The organism is Desulfovibrio sp. 3_1_syn3 (assembly GCF_000145315.2).
In the GTDB taxonomy this organism is placed as follows: Bacteria; Desulfobacterota; Desulfovibrionia; order Desulfovibrionales; family Desulfovibrionaceae; genus Desulfovibrio; species Desulfovibrio fairfieldensis.
This window is the reverse complement of the sequence record NZ_ADDR02000001.1, coordinates 740,657-758,754: the sequence shown is the minus strand read 5'-3', so window position 1 is coordinate 758,754 and position 18,098 is coordinate 740,657. Positions and strand designations below refer to the sequence as shown.

General features: G+C 56.9%; 16 protein-coding genes and 1 tRNA gene. 3 read left to right on the top strand and 14 right to left on the bottom strand.

Translation table 11 applies throughout. From position 1 onward, the window contains the following. Positions 1-9: 9 nt before the first annotated feature. From HMPREF0326_RS03285 to HMPREF0326_RS03255, 8 genes are all read right to left on the bottom strand, one after another. Positions 10-681, bottom strand: coding sequence for a tetratricopeptide repeat protein (locus tag HMPREF0326_RS03285; protein ID WP_008682868.1), 672 nt, complete (start codon positions 679-681; stop codon positions 10-12). Continuing rightward, the gene (locus HMPREF0326_RS15825) at positions 674-811 is read right to left on the bottom strand and encodes a CcmD family protein (RefSeq protein WP_009303319.1); all 138 of its coding nucleotides are present in this window, start codon (positions 809-811) and stop codon (positions 674-676) included. The genes HMPREF0326_RS03285 and HMPREF0326_RS15825 overlap by 8 nt, the downstream gene beginning before the upstream one ends. 33 nt (positions 812-844) lie before the next feature. Further along, on the bottom strand, positions 845-1,516 hold the full coding sequence (locus HMPREF0326_RS03280) for a cytochrome c biogenesis protein (RefSeq protein ID WP_008682867.1): 672 nt from the start codon (positions 1,514-1,516) through the stop codon (positions 845-847). After that, on the bottom strand, positions 1,517-2,194 hold the full coding sequence (locus HMPREF0326_RS03275) for a heme exporter protein CcmB (RefSeq protein WP_008682866.1): 678 nt from the start codon (positions 2,192-2,194) through the stop codon (positions 1,517-1,519). Continuing rightward, positions 2,182-2,904 carry a heme ABC exporter ATP-binding protein CcmA gene (gene ccmA, locus HMPREF0326_RS03270; protein ID WP_008682865.1) on the bottom strand — a complete coding sequence of 241 codons (723 nt, stop codon included), beginning with the start codon at positions 2,902-2,904 and terminating at the stop codon, positions 2,182-2,184. Before ccmA ends, HMPREF0326_RS03275 begins: the two co-directional genes overlap by 13 nt. 17 nt (positions 2,905-2,921) lie before the next feature. Continuing rightward, entirely contained in the window at positions 2,922-4,850 is a 1,929-nt protein-coding gene (locus HMPREF0326_RS03265; RefSeq protein ID WP_008682864.1) for a heme lyase CcmF/NrfE family subunit, read from the bottom strand. A gap of 273 nt (positions 4,851-5,123) precedes the next feature. Continuing rightward, on the bottom strand, positions 5,124-5,537 hold the full coding sequence (locus tag HMPREF0326_RS03260) for a cytochrome c maturation protein CcmE (RefSeq protein ID WP_008682862.1): 414 nt from the start codon (positions 5,535-5,537) through the stop codon (positions 5,124-5,126). A 152-nt stretch (positions 5,538-5,689) separates the two neighbouring features. Continuing rightward, complete coding sequence (locus tag HMPREF0326_RS03255) at positions 5,690-6,760, bottom strand: hemolysin family protein (RefSeq protein ID WP_008682861.1); 1,071 nt, start codon at positions 6,758-6,760, stop codon at positions 5,690-5,692. Positions 6,761-7,071: 311 nt separating this feature from the next. On the opposite strand from HMPREF0326_RS03255, the gene HMPREF0326_RS03250 reads away from it, so the two are divergent. Then, positions 7,072-7,148 (top strand) — tRNA-Met (locus HMPREF0326_RS03250). 202 nt (positions 7,149-7,350) lie between these two features. Here the strand turns inward: HMPREF0326_RS03250 and HMPREF0326_RS03245 are convergent. Genes HMPREF0326_RS03245 through HMPREF0326_RS03220 form a run of 6 tightly spaced genes read right to left on the bottom strand, consistent with a single transcriptional unit; the run spans position 7,351 to position 15,567 of the window. After that, complete coding sequence (locus HMPREF0326_RS03245) at positions 7,351-7,701, bottom strand: hypothetical protein (protein ID WP_008682860.1); 351 nt, start codon at positions 7,699-7,701, stop codon at positions 7,351-7,353. Between the two features lie 2 nt (positions 7,702-7,703). Next, positions 7,704-8,615 carry a restriction endonuclease gene (locus tag HMPREF0326_RS03240; RefSeq protein ID WP_008682859.1) on the bottom strand — a complete coding sequence of 304 codons (912 nt, stop codon included), beginning with the start codon at positions 8,613-8,615 and terminating at the stop codon, positions 7,704-7,706. Positions 8,616-8,647: 32 nt separating this feature from the next. Next, positions 8,648-10,255: a type I restriction-modification system subunit M gene (locus tag HMPREF0326_RS03235; RefSeq protein ID WP_008682858.1), complete on the bottom strand. Its 1,608-nt coding sequence runs from the start codon at positions 10,253-10,255 to the stop codon at positions 8,648-8,650. After that, the gene (locus HMPREF0326_RS03230) at positions 10,252-11,361 is read right to left on the bottom strand and encodes an AAA family ATPase (protein WP_008682855.1); all 1,110 of its coding nucleotides are present in this window, start codon (positions 11,359-11,361) and stop codon (positions 10,252-10,254) included. Before HMPREF0326_RS03230 ends, HMPREF0326_RS03235 begins: the two co-directional genes overlap by 4 nt. Continuing rightward, complete coding sequence (locus HMPREF0326_RS03225) at positions 11,358-12,602, bottom strand: restriction endonuclease subunit S (protein WP_035072767.1); 1,245 nt, start codon at positions 12,600-12,602, stop codon at positions 11,358-11,360. The genes HMPREF0326_RS03230 and HMPREF0326_RS03225 overlap by 4 nt, the downstream gene beginning before the upstream one ends. Further along, entirely contained in the window at positions 12,595-15,567 is a 2,973-nt protein-coding gene (locus HMPREF0326_RS03220) for a type I restriction endonuclease subunit R (protein WP_008682852.1), read from the bottom strand. Before HMPREF0326_RS03220 ends, HMPREF0326_RS03225 begins: the two co-directional genes overlap by 8 nt. Positions 15,568-15,926: 359 nt before the next feature. On the opposite strand from HMPREF0326_RS03220, the gene HMPREF0326_RS03215 reads away from it, so the two are divergent. Together HMPREF0326_RS03215 and HMPREF0326_RS03210 are read left to right on the top strand one after the other, a co-directional pair. Beyond that, on the top strand, positions 15,927-17,036 hold the full coding sequence (locus HMPREF0326_RS03215; protein WP_008682850.1) for a Fic family protein: 1,110 nt from the start codon (positions 15,927-15,929) through the stop codon (positions 17,034-17,036). Between the two features lie 490 nt (positions 17,037-17,526). Next, entirely contained in the window at positions 17,527-18,036 is a 510-nt protein-coding gene (locus HMPREF0326_RS03210; protein WP_008682848.1) for a hypothetical protein, read from the top strand. Positions 18,037-18,098 lie beyond the last annotated feature (62 nt).

Here is an 18,098-nt window from a genome sequence, read left to right as displayed (position 1 = left end):
GGAAGCGGTTCAGGGTTGCGCTTCTTTCTCATTGGTTTTATTGACTTTTTTATTCATCTTGTCCTGCCGGACCGGCTGATCCGGCGTGTTCTTTTCCGCGTCACCGGCATGGGGCAGCGGGGCTTTTTCGAGCTCCTCGCGGATGCCCTTCTTGAGATCCTCGCCGGCCTTGGGGTCATGCAGGCCCGCGCTGAGGTGCTCCACGCCGCGTGCCGGGTCGTTGAGAAAATGGATGTAGAGCACGCCCAGGCTGTAACGCACCGAGGCGTTGTCATGCAGGGTCACCACCTTTTCCAGAAATTCGGCGGCTTCCTTGTGCTTGCCCTGATTGTGCTTGATGACGCCCAGCAGGTAGAGCGGCTGGGGATTGTTTACATCCAGGGTGACGGCGCGCTGGGCGAAGGTCTCGGCGGCCTCCCAGTTCTGGGCGGTCATCAGGGCTTCGACCAGGTGGACCAGGGCGTCCACGTTCTGGGGGTTTTGGGCGACCTGCTGCATGAGCGCGCCGATGGCGTCGCCGCCCATGCCCGCCGGAGCCTGGGGCGCGGGCTGCACATGCACGGTGATCTGCGGATGCTTGAAGCGTTCCGTAAGGGAAATCACCAGCATGGCCGCCAGACTCAGGGCCAGCAGCAGGGCCACCACGCGCGCCGGAGTATTGAGCTTGGGCAGATCAGTCATGGTTGAGCATCTCCCATTGGCTCAGGCGGGCCGCCAGAGCGCGTTGTTGCGCGGCCAGAAAGGCCAGATACGCGCCGAGGCCGATCCAGACGGCGGCGTTGGCGATGACGATCCAGGTGAGGGTATCCATATATGTCCTCCGTGGGAGAGTTCGCTGCGGCGTTTACGCCGCCGGGTTGTCGGCATTGGCGGCCAATGCGTCGAGGCGGGCGCGTAAATCGAGCTGGCGTTTGCGCAGCCAGACCAGCCCGGCCCAGAGCAGACCGAAAGAAAGCACGCAGGCAATGACCGTCATCTTCATCTCCGGCTCCAGGCCGCCGCCCTTGGCCGCGAAAACCGCCGGATGGATCGAGCGCCAGATCCGGGCCGAAATGAAGACCAGGGGCACGTCCAGAAAGGCCACCACGCCCACCACGGCGCAGACCAGGCTCTTGCGTTGCGGCGGCAGATCCAGGCCGCGCAGCACCAGATAGCCCGCGTAGACGAACCACATGATCAGGGTGGTGGTCAGGCGCGGGTCCCAGGTCCACCAGACGCCCCAGGACTTGCGCGCCCAGAGCATGCCGGTGACCAGCGCCAGGCCGCTGAGCAGCACGCCCACCTCGGCGGCGGCGGCGCAGAGTCTGTCCGCGCCGGGTGCGCGGCGCAACAGACAGGCGATGGAACCCAGAAAGACCGTGAAAAAGCTGATCAGCGCCCACCAGGCCAGGGGCAGGTGGATGTAGAAGATTTTCTGGATCAGGCCCAGAGTGGCCTCTTCCGGGGCGTAGACATAGATCAGCCACTGGCAGCAGGCAAAGGCCAGTCCGCCCAGCAGAGCCAGAAGTTGCGGCATTTATTCGTCCCCCGTGTAGATGAAGCTGAACAGCAACAGACCGGCCCCCAGAAAGACCGCGTCAAAGGCGCAGGCCACGCCCAGCCAGCCGCCGGGCCCGTCCGGGGAGGCGGCCCCCAGCGTCTGCGCGCCCACGCCGATACCGGCCAGCAGCAGGGGCGTGAGCAGCGGAAAAAGCACGATGCTCAGCAGGGATTCGCGTGCCGCCTGCCCCTGGGCCAGAGCCCCCAGCAGGGAACCCAGGGCGCACATGCCCAGATCCACCAGCAGCAGCGCCGCCAGGCCCGGCAGCGGCGGCCCGCCCAGCTCCTGGCCCAGAAAAATCACGGACGCGGGCAGAAAGATGACCTGGGCCAGCAGCAGCAGGGTCAGGCCCGCCGCCGCCTTGCCCAGCCAGACCCCTTGGATGGGGGCGGGGCAGAGCAACAGGCCCAGGCGGGCGTTGTTGGCCTCTTCCAGGGCGTAGAGCTGGTTGAAGATCAACACCTGGCAGAAGGCCGAACTCAGCCAGAACACGGCGGCGGCGGCCTGCGGGCTCATGCGCTCGCCGAGGCCCTGGGAGAGGCTGAACACGAAAAGCAGCAGCAGGCCCAGCAAAAGGGCCTGGATCAGGCCGCTGCCCCTGGCCAGGGTCAGGGCGAGATCCTTGCGGGCCACGGCCAGGGTCAGGCGCAGCATGCCGAGCCTCCCTTGCCCGCCTTATCCGTATTGTCCGCGGCGGCCGCGTCCGGCGCGGGATGAAAGCCCGTGAAGTCCGAGGGCGCGCCGTCATAGACCAGTTTGCGCTCCGCCAGGGCCAGCAGGCGGTCGGCCAGGGGCGCGTCCCCGGCCAGGTCGTGGCTGATGAGCACCACGCAGGCCCCGCGCTGCCGGGCGTCCCGTACCTCGCGGCGCAGCAGGGCCAGGGAGGCCGCGTCCAGCCCGGTGCCCGGCTCGTCCAGCAGCAGGAGGTCCGGCTCCAACATAAGCACCCGCGCCAGGTTCAGGCGCTGGGCCATGCCGCGCGAAAAAACGCCCGCGCGCTCGTGGGCGTGGGCGGCCAGGCCCACCCGCTCCAACCCGGCCAGCAAGTCGGACCGGGACAGGCGCAGGCCGTGGGCCGTGCGCCAGAAAGCCAGATTCTCCAGTGCCGTGAGGCCGGGGTAGAGAAAGGTGGCGTGCCCGAGATAGCCCAGGCGGAGGCCGCCGGAACGCGTGCCGGATTCCGCCTGCCGCACGCGGCCCGCGCTGGGGCGCGACAAGCCGGCCATGATCCGCATCAGGGTGCTTTTGCCCGCGCCGTTGCCGCCCACCAACAGCGAGACGCTGCCCGCCGTGAAGGCGCAGCTCACTTCCTTGAAGATCACTTTGACGCCGTAGAGCTTGGCGACACGGTCGAGTTCAAGCACGCGCGGGCCTCCCGGCTTCAGGCCTTGCCGTCATCCGGCCCGTCCTCGTCGTCGGGTTCCCTGGCCGGGGAAGTGCGGCGGCGCAGGCCCAGCAGGGGCACGAGACACATCAGGGTGCCGCCGATCCAGATCCAGTTGACAAGAGGCTCCACGCTGACCTTGACCAGCACGCGCATGTCCTCGTCCAGACCCAGCAGGGAGGCGTAGACTTCATTGCCCAGGCCCGGAATCACATCCACCTCGGAAAACTGCATGCTGCCGAACTTGTCGTACATGCGGCGTTCCGGCGCGACAATGCCCAGATTCCTGCCGTCTTTGCTGATCTGGAGCCGGGCCGCGATAAAGTCGTAGCCGGGCTGGCGGCCGTCCTTGATTTCCAGCAGGGTGGCGGTGTAGCCGCCGACCTGTTCGGTCTGGCCCGGAGCCAGGAACATTTCCTTGTCCTGCGTGTAGGGGCCGGAAAAAGCGATGCCCAGAGCGGCCAGGGCCATGCCCAGGTGCGCGCCCAGAGCCCCCAGGCTGGCTGGCTGGCGGCGGACGGCGCTGTCCGTGAGCAGCAGGACCACGCCGAGGCTGACGGCAATGGCCGCGGACGCGCCGAGCAGGGCCGTGGGCTGGCGATAGCCCAGCGCCCAGATCACAATGCCGCCGGCGACAAACGCCCCCAGCACCGCGAAGAAACGGCCCTTGCCGCGCATGCCGCCGTTCCAGCCGAGCCAGGGACAGGCCGCCATCATGACCAGCAGCAGCGCGCCCAGAGGCAGGCAGACCCGGTTGTAGAAATTGGCGTCCAGGCCGCGCGGGGCGGTGGTCCAGAGTTTGCTGATCACCGGCCACATGGTGGCGACCAGGATGATCGCGGCCAGGGCCAGCAGCACCCAGGCCACCAGGGTCAGGAAGCCCTCGCGGCTGTCCAGCCCGGCCAGGGGTTTGCCTTCGCGCGGGGCCGTACAGGCCACCCAGAAGGTGACCGCCAGACCGGCCAGCACAAAAACGGTCAACGGCGTGCCCACGCTGCCGTCGCCGAAGGCGTGCACCGAATCAATAACCCCGCTGCGCACCAGGTAGGTGGCGAAAAAGGCCGATACCGTGGTCAGGGCCATCATGGCCACATTGACCCGGCCGAGCTTGCCCCGGCGCTCTTCCACAATCAGGGTGTGCAGGGCGGCGGTGCCGATGAGCCAGGGAATCAGGGAGGCGTTTTCCACCGGGTCCCAGGCCCAGTAGCCGCCCCAACCCAGTTCCATGTAGGCCCACCACGCGCCCAGCACGATACCGGCGGTGAGGAAAAGCCAGGCCAGGATGATGAAGGGCCGCGTCAGGCGGAACCAGGGCCCCTCGCACCGGCCCCTGCGGGAAAGGGTCTGGGCCAGGGCCAGACAGGCGGGCACGGTGAAGCCGCCGTAGCCCAGGAAGAGCAGCGGCGGGTGGAAGATCATGCCCGGATTCTGGAGCAGGGGATTCAGGCCGTTGCCGTCGGCCGGGGCCGGGGTCTGCATGAGAAAAGGGTTGCTCCAGTTGGTCAGGATCAGAGTGAAAAAGGCCATGATCACGTAAAAGAAGGTCCAGTACCAGAGCTTGGTGGCGGGGCTCAGATTTCGACAGGCGCGGGTGCAGGCGAAGATGCTGCCGCTCAGGCTCACGGCCAGGGCCCAGAAGAGCATGGAACCGGGCTGCCCGGCCCAGAAGGCGGTCAGGCGGTAGAAGACCGGCAGGATCAGGTCCGTATAGCTGGCAACGTATTGCAGGCTGAAGTCATGCCAGTAGAGGGCGTGCAGCAGCAGGGCCGAGGCCAGCAGCAAGCCGCCGGTGACGACCCAGTGGGCTTTTTCGATCAGGCGCAGGCTGTCGGCGCGTCCCTGCCAGAGCTGGAGCAGAGCCATGCCGCCGCCCCCCAGGGCGCAGAGCAGGGCCAGAAGTTGCATGGCGTAGGCGAAAACGTACATGGGGCTCCTTTACGCGTGGATGACGGCGGGACAACCCGGCTGGTCCGCCCGGCTCATCCCGGTCCGCCCGGTTCAAGTGACGTGACGGGAAAAAACAGCGCCCCGTGTTGGGGGGCGCCGCGTGGCCGGAGCCATTTCAAAGTGAAATTGTTCCGGCGGCTGCGGGAGCAGACGCCCGCCACGGAGGCGTAAGCGCAATTTATGTGCGCGATTAAACGCCGGAGTGAGCGTCTTAAAAACTTTGAGAATGCACTTTCTCAAAGTTGAATTGCTCTAGCTTGTACGGTTTTCCTTCTGGTACTTGGAAGGACACTTGGTCATCAGGGTCTTGGCCGCAAAGTGCCCACCCGGCCCCATGCCGCCTTCCACGATGACTTCCGCCCCGGCCTTGAACGTGTCGGGCACAGCGCCGCTGTAGTTGACCACGATGGTCTGGCTGGCGTTGTCCTTGTCTTCCAGGCTGAAGGTGACGCCCGGTCCGCCCCGGTGCTTTTCAATGCCCCGGCTTGCCACAGTGCCGAACAGCCGGGCCGCGGTCAGCTTGTCCGGCGTGGCGGCCTTGGCTTCGGCCACGTTCAGGAAGTAAACGCTGTTTTCCGAAAAGCCGGAATAAACCAGATAGCCTACGCCGCCCAGGAAAAGGAGCAGCGCCGCCACATAGATGGAAGTATTTTTTTTGCGGGCCATGCGAGTCACTCCAGTGTTGCGCTGAGTGAAGATGGGGTACCCTAGCCCATTTCGATTTTTCTGACAAGATAAGAATTGTTATCAATATTTGCGGTGCCGCCCGTTTCGCGCGGACATTGCGGGCCAGGCAAACCCGGAGGCGCGCCGGGGACTTACCTGGTGGGCGCGGTCGGCGCGGCGGGCTTGTCCTGGGGAGCCTTGCGGGTCAGGGCCTTGCGGCGGTCGCGGGCCAGGGCGCGCAGATCCGCCACATTGTCGCTTTCGTCCATGATCTCGCTGCCCAGAATTTCCTCCAGCACGTCCTCCAGCGAAACCACTCCGGCCAGGCCGCCGTATTCGTCCAGCACGGCGAACAGATGCACCCTGGCCTTGAGCAGTTCGCGCAGCAGCACGTCCAGGGTCTGGCTTTCCTGCACGAAATGCAGGGGCCGCATGATTTCGGACAGGCGCGTGCCCTCCTTGTCCTCCTTGAGGCAGCGGCCCAGGGTGCGGCGCTCCACCAGGCCCACCAGGTCCTCGTTGTTCTCGCCGTAGACCGGAATGCGGCTGAAATGCCAGATGCGCGGGTCCTTGTAGGCCTCTTCCACGGTGATGTCCTCGGGCAGGGAAAAGACCACGGTACGCGGGGTCATGATCTCATGCACGCGTTTCTGGTCCAGGGTCAGCACGTTGCGGATGAAATTTTCCTCATAGGGCTGGATGCGACCGGCCTGGCGCGAAAGGCTGGTCACGGCGCAGATGTCGTCCTCGGAAATCTGCGGCGCGCTGGAGGGCGGCGACATCAGGCGGGTGAGCAGGCTCGTGAGCCAGAGCAGGGGCGAAAGCAGCTTGATCGTCAGGGCCAGGGGGCGGGCCAGGGCGCTGGCCAGGGGCGTGGCATAGGCCACGCCCAGGGTTTTGGGCACGATTTCGCCGAAGGCCAGGATCACGACGGTGAAGGCCAGGGCAAAGAGCGCCATGTGCTCCGCGCCGAAGACCGCAAGAAAGGCCGCGCCCGCAATGGTGGAACCGGCGGTGTTGGCCACGGTGTTCAGGGTCAGGATGGCGGCAATGGGCTTGTCCACCTCGGTACGCATTTTATAGAGCAGTTCGCCCACGGGACGGCCCATGCGGCGCAAGCGTTCAATGGAGGACCAGGGCACGGCGTACAGGGCCGCCTCGGTGAGCGAACAGGAAAACGAGACCAGAACGGCTATGCCGACGGCCAGGATAAGGGTGAGCATGACGCGGCATCCTGCGGCTGCGGTTTGACGGGCGGCCACGGGGCCCGGGGAAGGACGCGGTGGGCGAGCCCATATTTATATGGATAAACTATAGCCCGACGGACCGGGCTTGGCAATTGCCGCCCGGCGCGGCCGAGACCGGGGGAGGCGAACCGCCGCAGGGCGGCGGGCTTGAACGGGAGGCGTGGAGCGGCTTTTGGGGGATGCGCTGAGGAAAATGGCGAGCCGAAAATAAAATGCGCGGCTTTGCTTGACAGAATCCACCCGCAGGACTATATCTCTTTCTCGCGATATGACATGTCGCCACATGGCGCGGGGTGGAGCAGTTCGGTAGCTCGTCGGGCTCATAACCCGAAGGTCGTAGGTTCAAATCCTGCCCCCGCAACCAAGAAATTTAAGCGCTTATGGAATCCTAACCATAAGCGCTTTTTTCATTTCCTAACCTATTCCTAACCAGGAAAGGGACTACTACCAGATTTCATGAGGCAATATGTGAACGGAAGTCAGACAGGATTGCCGCAGCAAGCCGATTTGATGCTGTCAGTATTTCGTCTTGTGTCGTTGGCTGCATCCCATGTGTTATGCAAGATTCAATATACAGGGCAAACTCGGAGGCCAGTTGAGAAACCTTTGCGGATCCACTCAACTCCAGAAGTGCAAGCGAGAAGTGCAAGCGTGGCTTTAAACTCCATGGGCTTGATGGGAATTCGGGACGATTGCGCAATCACGGCAAGATAATTCTGGTAGGCTTGCCGTTTCAGCTCGAAACTGCGTTCTTCCTTTCTTCGTCCCTCCTGGCGTTCCCATTCCTCCTTGGCTTTCTGTTGCTCGTAAGCAAATCTGCCGTCCTGTAATTTTCCTTGGTGCCGCAAGGCGACAATACTTCCCAAAAGTGTGAACAATCCGCCTATGGCCGCCGCCAAAATCGTTTCCCAAGGCATTGTCATTTCTCCGGGGTCAGAAAGTAGATCGGCGTCAGCGGTAAGCGTTGCCATGCCTGATCGCTCAAGCGCGGGATGTTGTCCGACCAGAGCTGGACAAGTTTGGCACTGTCCACAAGCATGATGCGCTTGCTTTCCTGACTGCGGGCGTAGGCCTCGGCATCCTTGGTGAACCCCCCTGTGCAGAAAAAGATGCCGCTGTCATGCTGGCCGATATTTGCCATAAAGGACTTCAGGTCGGGCTCTGTGACGGCCTTTTGCTGTTGCTTGACCTGCACCTTGATGCGCGGTCCCTGCGTACCCAGAGGATCGGTGTAGGCCAGGATGTCCACGCCGCCGTCTTTGCCCGGCGGGGCAATCCACGTCACATGGTAGCCGATGGCCTTGAGCAGCTCTGCTACTAGTTTCTGAAAATCATAGGGATCCATGGAATGTAAAAAAGCGTCGATCGTCTCCTGTGCCTGTTCCCTGGCTTCCTCATAGGAAACGCTGACGCTCTTTTCGCTTTTGTCTTCCAGACCTTCCACATCAGTTCCAACTGCGGACTGTGTATCAGAAGACTGAAGCCCCTTGTGGTGTTTATACCATTGTTGATACAGATGAGCGGCTTTTTTATGGAACTCCAGAGGGTCTTTGTACTGCTTCAAGGCTTTCGCCCCCTCTTCGGTCAGCGTCCATATCCCGTCATCCTTGATGAGCCAGCCCGCGCGCACCGTATCAACGGTGGCAAAGCGCACAATTTTTTCAAAACGACGTCCGCTTTGATAGCTGCCCGCTTCATACTCTGTAAGCGTGACGGAATCAGCCAGCGCCGCCAGGGCCTTTTTAGCCTTCATGCCTTCCGGCTGCTTTTCCAGAATACGAAAAAGGGCCTGTACTAGCTCCCCACAGCGCTTATTGGTAATTTGAGCCATGAGCTATTCCTTGTAAAAGATAGTGTGCTTCCCTATGGCAAGAGGGGCAGACCCAGCTCTTTCAAAAACGCATTGTGTTTTTCCGTGGCGGCTTTGATTTGGGCATCCACCGCCATCATTTTTTTATGAACATCGGCAAGGTCAATTTCCTTTTCCGGCATTGCTGTGCTGACGTATCTGGAAATATTCAAGTTATAGCCATTTGCGGAAATTTCTTCCATGCTGACACATTTAGAATATCGTTCTTCTTCTGTGCGGAACTGATAGGTATCTACAATTTTTTTTATGTGTTCCGTGGACAGTCTGTTTTGCCGTTTCCCCTTTTCAAAATGCTCAGAGGCATTGATGAAGAGCACGTCATCAGACTTTTTACACTTTTTGAGCACAAGGACGCACACGGGAATGCCCGTGGAGTAAAAAAGGTTGGCGGGCAGGCCGATAATGGTGTCTATGTTGCCGTCTTCAAGCAGTTTGCGACGGATGCGCTCCTCCGCGCCGCCACGGAACAGCACGCCATGCGGCAGGATAATGGCCATAGTGCCTTCCCGCTTCAGGTAGTGGAAGCCGTGCAGCAAAAAGGCGAAGTCCGCGGCGGATTTCGGAGCCAGTCCATAATTTTTGAAACGCACGTCTTCGCCCAGCGCCTCACTGGGATTCCAACGGTAGCTGAAAGGGGGATTGGCCACCACGGCATCGAAATAGGGCTTTTTCGCGGGATTGGTTTCGCGCAGCATGTCCCAGTCGTTGGTCAGGGTGTCGCCGTGGAATATCTCAAATTCCGAGTCTTTTACGCCATGCAGCAACATGTTCATGCGCGCCAGGTTGTAGGTGGTGACGTTCTTTTCCTGGCCGTAGATTTTGCCTATGCCTTGCGCTCCCATGCGCCCCCGTACATTGAGCAAAAGCGAGCCGGAGCCGCAGGCGAAATCAAGCACGCTGGCAAGATGTTTTTTGGGGCCGGTGCCGGGATCCTGGCTGTCCAGCGTCACAATGCCGGATAAAATGCTGGATATTTCATGCGGTGTATAGAATTCGCCGGCTTTTTTGCCGGAGCCTGCCGCGAATTTGTCGATCAGGTATTCATAGGCATCGCCCAGCGTATCGCCCTCGCTGGAGAAGCTGGACAAGCCTTCGGCAATTTTTTTTATAATATCACAAAGTTTTTCATTGCGCTCGGCGTTGCGCTTGCCAAGCTTTTCGGAAGTGAGATTGATTTCTGAAAACAGCCCCTGAAAGGTGCTGTCGAAGGATTCATTTTCAATATATTTGAAGCCGTCCTGAAGAGTCTTCAGCAATTCCCCATTCTGCGTGCGCGCCATCTCGGCAATACTGTCCCAGAGATACTCCGGCTTGATGACGTAATGTACGCGACGGCGCATGAGCTTTTCAAAGTCCGGCACGTCGGCCTGATTGGCGGCATACCAGATGCGCAAGGGCGTCACGCCGGGCTGTGTGCCGGCATCGGGGTACTCGTTTCCCAATTCCTTTTTGGCCGCGACTTCATAATTGTCGGACAGGTAGCGCAAAAAGAGAAAGGCAAGCATATAGTCACGGAAGTCGTCCGCGTCCATGGCTCCGCGCAAGGTATCGGCAATGCTCCAAAGGACAGCGCCCAGTTGTTTTTGGTTTTGTTCGGTCATGGCTGTTCCTTGGGGGTGGGGGTGTTGGCAATTTGTTTGGTGAGTTGGGGAATTTCAAATCGGTAGCGGCTCAGAAAAGCCGTGAAAATACTTTTAAAAAGTTCTTTGGTGTCGTCCACCATCTCTCGCGGGGCATAGATAGAATATTGGCCGTGGCTTAAGAGATTGAGGGCGCGTGTATACAGCACTTCGTCATCAACGCCATGAATGCACGATGAAAAATCTTTGTAGCCAAAGAAAACGGCTGTTTTTTCCATAATGCTGCGCAAGGCATTGAAATGATGCGTGTAGATTTGATTGCTTTCCATAGCCTGTTGCAACTCGCTGAGCATGGCCACATGATGAAAGAATGGCGCTTCGTCCGTTCTTTGTAAGGAGTACTTTTCGCCTTGTGCCGAGCGGTAAAAGAAATAAGTGTTATAGTTTGTACGTGAGCGTTTGAATTCGTTCCACAGCACATTGAAAAACAATCCATGATGGGAGGAAATGATACACTTTGTTGTATGCTCTGGTTTTTTTAGTGTATTGATGAGGTCTGTGGCGACAGCAATGGCGTTATTATCATCCAGAGATGATATGGGGTCATCAATATAGATATATTTCACCCATGCATAGGACTCGTGTCCTTCAATGACAAGGGTGCAAATGGCAAGGAAAATACACCAGATAAAAATATTCTCTTCGCCGCGAGAAATCTTGATGTTTTCTTCTTCCCCACGCGAGAACGAAATCGACCACTGTTCATAGTCAATCTTGAAGTCAAAATCCGCATAGCGTTCGAGGTACGAAAAAATTTTTTCTTCCAACGCCAGCTCTTTGAAGCCGGAAAAAAACTTGGAGGCGGTGTTGAGGCGTAAATAGCGCTCCGTATCGCTTTCAAGATCATTGTCCCAGGAAAAGAGGTCTTCGGTGTAGGCGTTGAAATAGAGTGTATCGCTGGAAACGTCTCTTTTTCCGGCATTCTTGAATTCCATGGAAAGGCGGGTTTTGCCTGTGCCGTTATAGGCGAACAGCAATACATAATTTGCGTTATTCAGGTCATCCCGAAGGCGCGTCACCAGCTTGCTCAAGGTGGGGTATTCCCAAATTTTCGGGGTATTGCTCATGCCCGAACCTCGTCAATGCGCGGGAAAAGCTGCTGCATAAGCCCTTTCTTGTGGTCTTTGAGTAGGTTAATCTTTTGTGTTTGGGCGGCGATGAGTTCGTCAAGAGAGGACAGGCAGTTGGAAATGCGCTGTTGCTCAATCGGTGAAGGCATCATGATCGGAAAGTTATTTAGATCATCAGTATCCAATTTGCCTGCACCGATACCAGTTTGAACCACGGTTGCAAGCAGTTTTGATTCTGAAGCCATCAGAAAATACATTAAATACAGTTCTGTAATGTCGTCATTAAGGACTAGTGCCTTAACGTCCTGATTAAAAGACACATCGATTTCTGAAATTCCTAAAAGAATTCTCTTATGTAACATACTTCCGCGGACAAGTAAAAGCAATGTTCCCTTTGGGGCAATTCGTGCACCATTGCTTACGGCTAGTTTTGTGATATTGCAGTCTGATTTTTCAATTTTTGTATTGTGCATTGATGATGCGCTTATCCAAGGGATATCTCCACCCCAGTAATCACAAACATCCTTTGAGGGTGTACCCCCAGATAAAAATTTAGCTATGTTACCAAAGTCTGCCTTCTTCCACTCCCCCGCATCCCGAAACTCTGGAAACCGCAACGCGGGCAGGGTTTCACCTTCTAACGGAAAAAGCTGTTTGAGCAGTCCGTTTTTGTGGGCCTTGAGGGCGTCGAGCTTCTCAGTTTCGGCGTTAATGCGCTGGTCGAGGGAGGAAAGGCAGTCGGCGACTTTCTGTTGCTCTCTTAATTGCGGAATTTTGATCGGCATAGGTGCAAATTTTGAAATCCAATGCCGTTCATGTGTTTCAGTACAGTATGAGATCGTCTGCAACACTTCATACATAAATTTGATGTTTGCGCCTTTTTTTGCCTCCAAAATCTTCATTGCAGAAGATTTTGCTTTGAAAGGAAAGTCAACAAACTGAGTAGCTGTTGTAAAGTCATCAAAAATGATTACTGGCAAGCCTTCGTTAAAAATTCCGTGTCTTTCATTTGTATACCCAAGGATAAAAGCTTTACCCGCAGTCAAAACGGGGGTCACAAATGATGAATTGTAGTTTGTGTTTGAAACAAGATAGGCTGTAGGCTGCTGGTAACCTAGACAAGCACCAAGCTGTTTTTCCTTCCACTCCCCCGCATTCTGAAACTCAGGAAAGCGCAAACGCGGCACCGAAGCGCCCTTCTTCTTATCTTTTGCACTCATCATCTCCACCTTACTCATAGGCTCCCAGTCCCGAAATTTCGCGCCCCTTGGCCAGTTTGTGCAGCAGAGGGATAAGGTCTTCCATCAGGGCCAGTTCTTTCCGGGTGCGGGCTTTCCAGCCCAGGCCCAGAGGCGCCAGCAGGTCGCTGAGCTGCTCACCGTCAAAGATCATGCGCTGCATGACGCTGTCCACAAAACCTTGCAGAGAGGTCGCCTCAAGACCGTGCCTGGCGGCAATGGCGGCCAGATCTTGCGCAGTTTTCTCGGTTTTAAACTGCTCGTAGCCTTCACGGATAGCGGCCTCGCTCATCCCCTTGTCAGTGCTTAACGTCTTGATGTAGGCGGCGATGTCGTCGCGCTCATCCACAAACTTGGCGTCGGCCTGGATAAGGCCGATGAGTTCGTCGCGGGTCATGGACTGCTTGCCCGGAACCGCCTGGGTATATCCGGCAATGAGCTTCATGATATAATCATAGTCGATCACTGCGGAGGAAAAGAGCACAAACTCAAATTCCAGTTGCTGGATCGCATCAGCGGCGGGGTCGGCCTTGCCATCCTTTTTTTCCTGCTGGGCTTTCAGGCGATGGGCAGTTTCCAGGTACACCCCCTGCAAGCCCTGCAATTGATCGGGAGGGATGAGCTTTTCTATGGTTTCGGCATCTTCCTGTGTGAGGTCGGTGTACTGGTCAAGCTGGGTTTTCAGGCGCTTGACCTCTTTGAACAGATTGATGAACTGGCAGCGGGCTTCATCACCCTTCAGATTGTTCACGTCTTCCGGGGCGCACGTCAGGCCCTGGGAGTGCATGAAGGCATCCAGCTGCGTGACTGCGCTTTCCAATTTGGTAATGACGACAGGGGCGGGATCAACAAGCCAGATTTCTCTGGCTGTGTCGGACTTTTCGCCGGAAAACATGGCTATGGCCGCATCAACGGCCTTTTCCTGCTGGCGGAAGTCCAGAATCTTGCCATAGGGCTTGGTGTCGTTCAGCACGCGATTGGTGCGCGAAAAGGCCTGAATCAAGCCATGATGCTTGAGGTTTTTGTCCACATACAAGGTGTTGAGAAATTTGGAGTCAAAACCTGTGAGCAGCATATCCACCACAATGGTAATGTCGATCTTTTGCGCGTGAGGCAAGTCCTCATTGGGATACTGCTGATCCTTGATGCGTTTTTGTATGTCCTGATAGTACAGGTCAAATTCATTGATGCTGTGATTGGTGCTGTAATTGGCATTATAATCGGCAATAATGGCTTTGAGAGCAGCTTTCTTTTCTTCGGGTGCTTCGGCGTTATCCAGCTTTTCCTGAGGCAGATCTTCCTGAATTTGCTGCACATCCTTGTTGCCTTCCGCAGGTGGGGAAAACACGCAGGCGATGTTCAACGGCTCATAATGGCTGTCCGCCGCCGCGCGCTCTGCCTGAACCTCTTTGAAAAGTTGATAATACTCTATCGCGTGAATGATGCCCGATGTGGCAAACAGCGCATTGAATTTGCGCTGTGCGGTGGAGGCATTGTGTTTGTCCAGTATAGCTTCCACAACAGCACGCTTGAGAAGCGGCTCGCCGGGCTTGGGGATGCTTTTGCCCTCCGGCTTGTAATATTCAACAAGAAAACGCAGCACGTTGCGATCTTCAATGGCATGGGTGATGGTATAGGCGTGCAGCTCACGCTGAAAAATATCTGCTGTGGTTTTATAGTAGCCTTGCTCCCCTGTGACTTGCGTATAGGAAGCGTTTGCTTCAAAGATGGGGGTTCCAGTGAAGCCGAACAATTGGGCGTTTGGGAAGAAGTCTTTGATGGCTTTGTGGTTATCGCCAAACTGAGAACGGTGACATTCGTCAAAAATGAACACCATGCGCTTGTTGCGCAGCGGTTTCAGGCGCTCCTTGTAGTTGCCGGGGTTGCTGGCATCGAGGGCAAGCCCCAGTTTCTGAATGGTGGTGACGATGACCTTGTCGGCGTAATCATCGGAAAGCAGCCGCTGCACCAGCGCAGCCGTGTTGGTGTTGGCCTCGACACAGCCCTCCTGAAAGCGATTGAACTCTTCCCGCGTCTGACGGTCAAGGTCTTTGCGGTCAACCACAAACAGACACTTTTCTATGTCCGGGTTGTCTTTGAGCAGGGTGGACGCCTTAAAGGAAGTCAGCGTTTTGCCGCTGCCTGTGGTGTGCCAGATATAGCCGTTGCCGCAGTTTTGGTGAATGCAGTCCACAATGGCCTGGACGGCATATATTTGATAAGGGCGCATAACCATGAGCTTTTGTTCGCTGGCCACCAGCACCATATAGCGGCTGATCATCTCTGCCAGCGTACATTTGGCCAGAAAATGGTCTGCAAAACGGTCAAGCTGGGTGATTTTTTTGTTGTCGTCTCCGGCAAACTGATAGAGCGGCAAAAAGCGTTCATCCGCATCAAAACTGAAATGGCGGTTGTTATTGTTGGCAAAATACCATGTGTCACTCATGTTGCTGACAATGAATAATTGCAAAAAACAGAGCAGGGTTTTGCCGTAGCCGTTGCCGGGATCATTTTTGTAGTCAACAATTTGCTGCATTGCCCGGCGCGGGCTGATAGCCAGCGTTTTCAACTCAATCTGCACTACAGGGACGCCATTGATGAGCAATATGACGTCATAGCGGTGGTGGCTGTAATCTGTATTTATGCGGAGTTGGTTGACAACTTCAAAGGTGTTCTTGCACCAGTCTTTGATATTGGCGAGTGTGTAGAAGAGCGGTGTGCCGTCGTCGCGTTCAAAGCTGTTGCGTTCGCGCAAAAGCCGGGCGGCACTGAACACATCCGGGGTAATAATTTGTTCCAGCAGGCGTGAAAATTCGCCGTCTGTCAGGCGTACCCGGTTCAGAGCTTCAAATTTCTCCCGGAAGTTGGCCTCCAGCGCGGCACGATCGCGGATGTCCTGACGGTGAACATACTTGAGGTCAGTCAGATTCTTTATCAGCTCTTGTTCGATTTGTTGTTCTGTCATGAGCTGCTTGACCCTATGGAAGGTTAGGCTGTGTTGTGTAACCCGGCTTTCCCATTCACTGAGTGCCCAGTGGGTGGAGTACGAGTCTTCACCAAGAAGGAAATTGACGTGTCCGGATACTATGCGAAAAAGCTTGTTCGTACAATGTGACCTCCTGGGCCGAACACGTATGCGGATGAGCTTCATGTGAAAGTCAAGGTCGCCCGCTTCCAGCTTGAACATCTCACCGCGCCGCATACCGGAGAGTTCCAAAGTAACAGGGATGCGGCGCTTACATCACGTTTTCACCGCAATAATTACGACGAATCTTGCCTTTGCGGTGAAACCATGTCATATTCACCGCAAAAGGTGCGGAGATTATGGGCTGCATTCACGAAAGGCCGGAGTGGCCGACATTTCAATGGGACATCGCCAAGCTGGCGGAGCCGCTGGCAACTATTCGCCACAAGCAAGGCTTGCTGTTGGGCCGGATGAGCGCCCTTGGCTTTTCTATCCGTGCCGAGGCCGGATTGGAAACGCTGACTCTGGATGTGGTGAAGTCCGGCGCCATAGAAGGGGAATCCCTTGATGCCGCACAAGTTCGCTCATCGCTGGCCCGCAGGCTTGGCATCGACATTGGCGGGCTTGCGCCTGTGAGCAGGAACGTGGAAGGCGTTGTTGAAATGATGCTGGATGCCACACAGCGCTATGTTGAACCGCTGACGGCGGAACGCCTGTTTGGCTGGCATGCGGCCCTCTTTCCCACCGGCTACGGGGCCTCACGGCGTATCACCGTGGGCGCGTGGCGCAAGCCCGAAGCCGGACCCATGCACGTTGTCTCCGGCTACATCGGCCATGAAAAGGTTCATTTTGAAGCCCCGGCGGCTGACCGCCTTGATACGGAAATGAACCGCTTTCTGGAATGGTTTAACGCGCCGTTGCAGCTTGACCCTGTGGTGAAGGCGGCAATAGCGCACCTCTGGTTTGTGACCGTCCACCCGTTTGAGGACGGCAACGGGCGCATAGCCCGCGCCATTGCCGACTGCGCCCTTGCGCGCGCGGATGACTGCCCGCAACGCTTTTACAGCATGTCCGGGCAGATTGAGCGAGAACGCAAAGATTACTACACGATTCTGGAACACACACAAAAAGGCGGTTTGGATATCACCCCTTGGCTGAAGTGGTTCCTTGACTGCCTTGGTCGGGCCATTGAAGGAGCGGACGAGACGTTGGCGGCAGTCTTCCGCAAGGCCCGTGTCTGGCGGCATGCCAATCAATACCCGCTCAATAAACGCCAAAAGGTGATCATTAACCGCTTGCTGGATGGCTTTGAGGGCAAGTTAACCAGCGGCAAATACGCCAAGTTGGCAAAGTGTTCACCGGATACCGCCTTACGGGATATTCGGGAACTGATGGAATATGGTATCTTGCGACAAGGGAAAAGCGGCGGACGGAGTACGAGTTATGAAATGATTCACTTCTTAGAATAGCAATAATGCAATTTCTGCAATCATATTCAATGCGTCGTTATATATAATTTATGGAGAACAGGCCTGAAAACTAAATTTATATGAGCGTTGTTGCCGCTATGTTATATTTGGATTAAAGATAATAAAGCTGTACTCCACCGTGCCCACCTACCTCTTGCAGACCATGGCGTCCTTGGCGATAGTATTCGTCGGGAGGGCTTGCTGCCGTGCGTCTTCCCGGCCCTGCCCGCTGTTGACAGTTCCCCGCGCCTATGATTCCCTTCTTCCCGGTGCTCAAAACACCTTCCGTAGACGGCTCCCACCCCGACAGACTGTGGGCTTTCTTGCGCTGTGCCTTTGGCACGGCGTAACTTCCCGTATGCTCTTTCCGGGTGTGGGCGAAATACAAGACCGGCTTGCCGGAAAATAGCCCGCTGCTCTGCGGCAGTTTTGAGCACCCGGAACTTTCTGTTTTTGAGAGTTCCGAATCAAAAAACCGTAGAGGTACTCCATGTCCAGTTCTTCCCCGAGCGCACGCCGCTCACGGCCCCAATTTGCCCCGCCTGATGCGGCGTCTCCGGATTTTTCCTGCTCCCACTTCACGGATCTGGCCGAAAAGCTGCAACAGGCGGCCCAGGCCTTGCTGGCTTTTGCGGCAAAAGAACAGCCGGAACCGGCGCAACGGGACACGGCAGCCGCCGCTTCCCCCAAGGCCGCCGGGCCCGCCGGGGAAGTGCCGCACGAATTGCGCTGCTACCGCGTACCGTCGTATATGCTGAAATATGAGGAGGAAACGCTTGCCGCGCACAAAGCCGAGGATTTATCCGGCCTGCTCGATAAGGTGCATGACGATCTTTATGTCACGGCCTACCTCATGGAACATTTCGAGGATGGTGAGGATATTGACGGCTTCACCGTTCAACTGATCGGCGACAGGCTGCAAACTTCCGTGCATGTTTTGAGTAAAGTCTGCTCTGTCCTTGCGGATTTCAGACCGGCGGAAGCGCCGTTGACAGCCTGAATCTTGTGAGACAAAGGCCCCGGTTTTCCGGGGCCTTCTATCCAGGGAAGTGCGGGGCCACA

What these genes read in the sequence shown, in the direction of transcription:
- HMPREF0326_RS03265 (WP_008682864.1), bottom strand. Translation starts at nt 4,850, where the DNA reads ATGTACGTTTTCGCCTACGCCATGCAACTTCTGGCCCTGCTCTGCGCC.
- HMPREF0326_RS03235 (WP_008682858.1), bottom strand. Translation starts at nt 10,255, where the DNA reads ATGACCGAACAAAACCAAAAACAACTGGGCGCTGTCCTTTGGAGCATT.
- HMPREF0326_RS03280 (WP_008682867.1), bottom strand. Translation starts at nt 1,516, where the DNA reads ATGCCGCAACTTCTGGCTCTGCTGGGCGGACTGGCCTTTGCCTGCTGC.
- HMPREF0326_RS15825 (WP_009303319.1), bottom strand. Translation starts at nt 811, where the DNA reads ATGGATACCCTCACCTGGATCGTCATCGCCAACGCCGCCGTCTGGATC.
- HMPREF0326_RS03210 (WP_008682848.1), top strand. Translation starts at nt 17,527, where the DNA reads ATGTCCAGTTCTTCCCCGAGCGCACGCCGCTCACGGCCCCAATTTGCC.
- HMPREF0326_RS03275 (WP_008682866.1), bottom strand. Translation starts at nt 2,194, where the DNA reads ATGCTGCGCCTGACCCTGGCCGTGGCCCGCAAGGATCTCGCCCTGACC.
- HMPREF0326_RS03285 (WP_008682868.1), bottom strand. Translation starts at nt 681, where the DNA reads ATGACTGATCTGCCCAAGCTCAATACTCCGGCGCGCGTGGTGGCCCTG.
- HMPREF0326_RS03260 (WP_008682862.1), bottom strand. Translation starts at nt 5,537, where the DNA reads ATGGCCCGCAAAAAAAATACTTCCATCTATGTGGCGGCGCTGCTCCTT.
- HMPREF0326_RS03240 (WP_008682859.1), bottom strand. Translation starts at nt 8,615, where the DNA reads ATGGCTCAAATTACCAATAAGCGCTGTGGGGAGCTAGTACAGGCCCTT.
- HMPREF0326_RS03255 (WP_008682861.1), bottom strand. Translation starts at nt 6,760, where the DNA reads ATGCTCACCCTTATCCTGGCCGTCGGCATAGCCGTTCTGGTCTCGTTT.
- HMPREF0326_RS03220 (WP_008682852.1), bottom strand. Translation starts at nt 15,567, where the DNA reads ATGACAGAACAACAAATCGAACAAGAGCTGATAAAGAATCTGACTGAC.
- HMPREF0326_RS03245 (WP_008682860.1), bottom strand. Translation starts at nt 7,701, where the DNA reads ATGCCTTGGGAAACGATTTTGGCGGCGGCCATAGGCGGATTGTTCACA.
- HMPREF0326_RS03230 (WP_008682855.1), bottom strand. Translation starts at nt 11,361, where the DNA reads ATGAGCAATACCCCGAAAATTTGGGAATACCCCACCTTGAGCAAGCTG.
- HMPREF0326_RS03215 (WP_008682850.1), top strand. Translation starts at nt 15,927, where the DNA reads ATGGGCTGCATTCACGAAAGGCCGGAGTGGCCGACATTTCAATGGGAC.
- HMPREF0326_RS03225 (WP_035072767.1), bottom strand. Translation starts at nt 12,602, where the DNA reads ATGAGTAAGGTGGAGATGATGAGTGCAAAAGATAAGAAGAAGGGCGCT.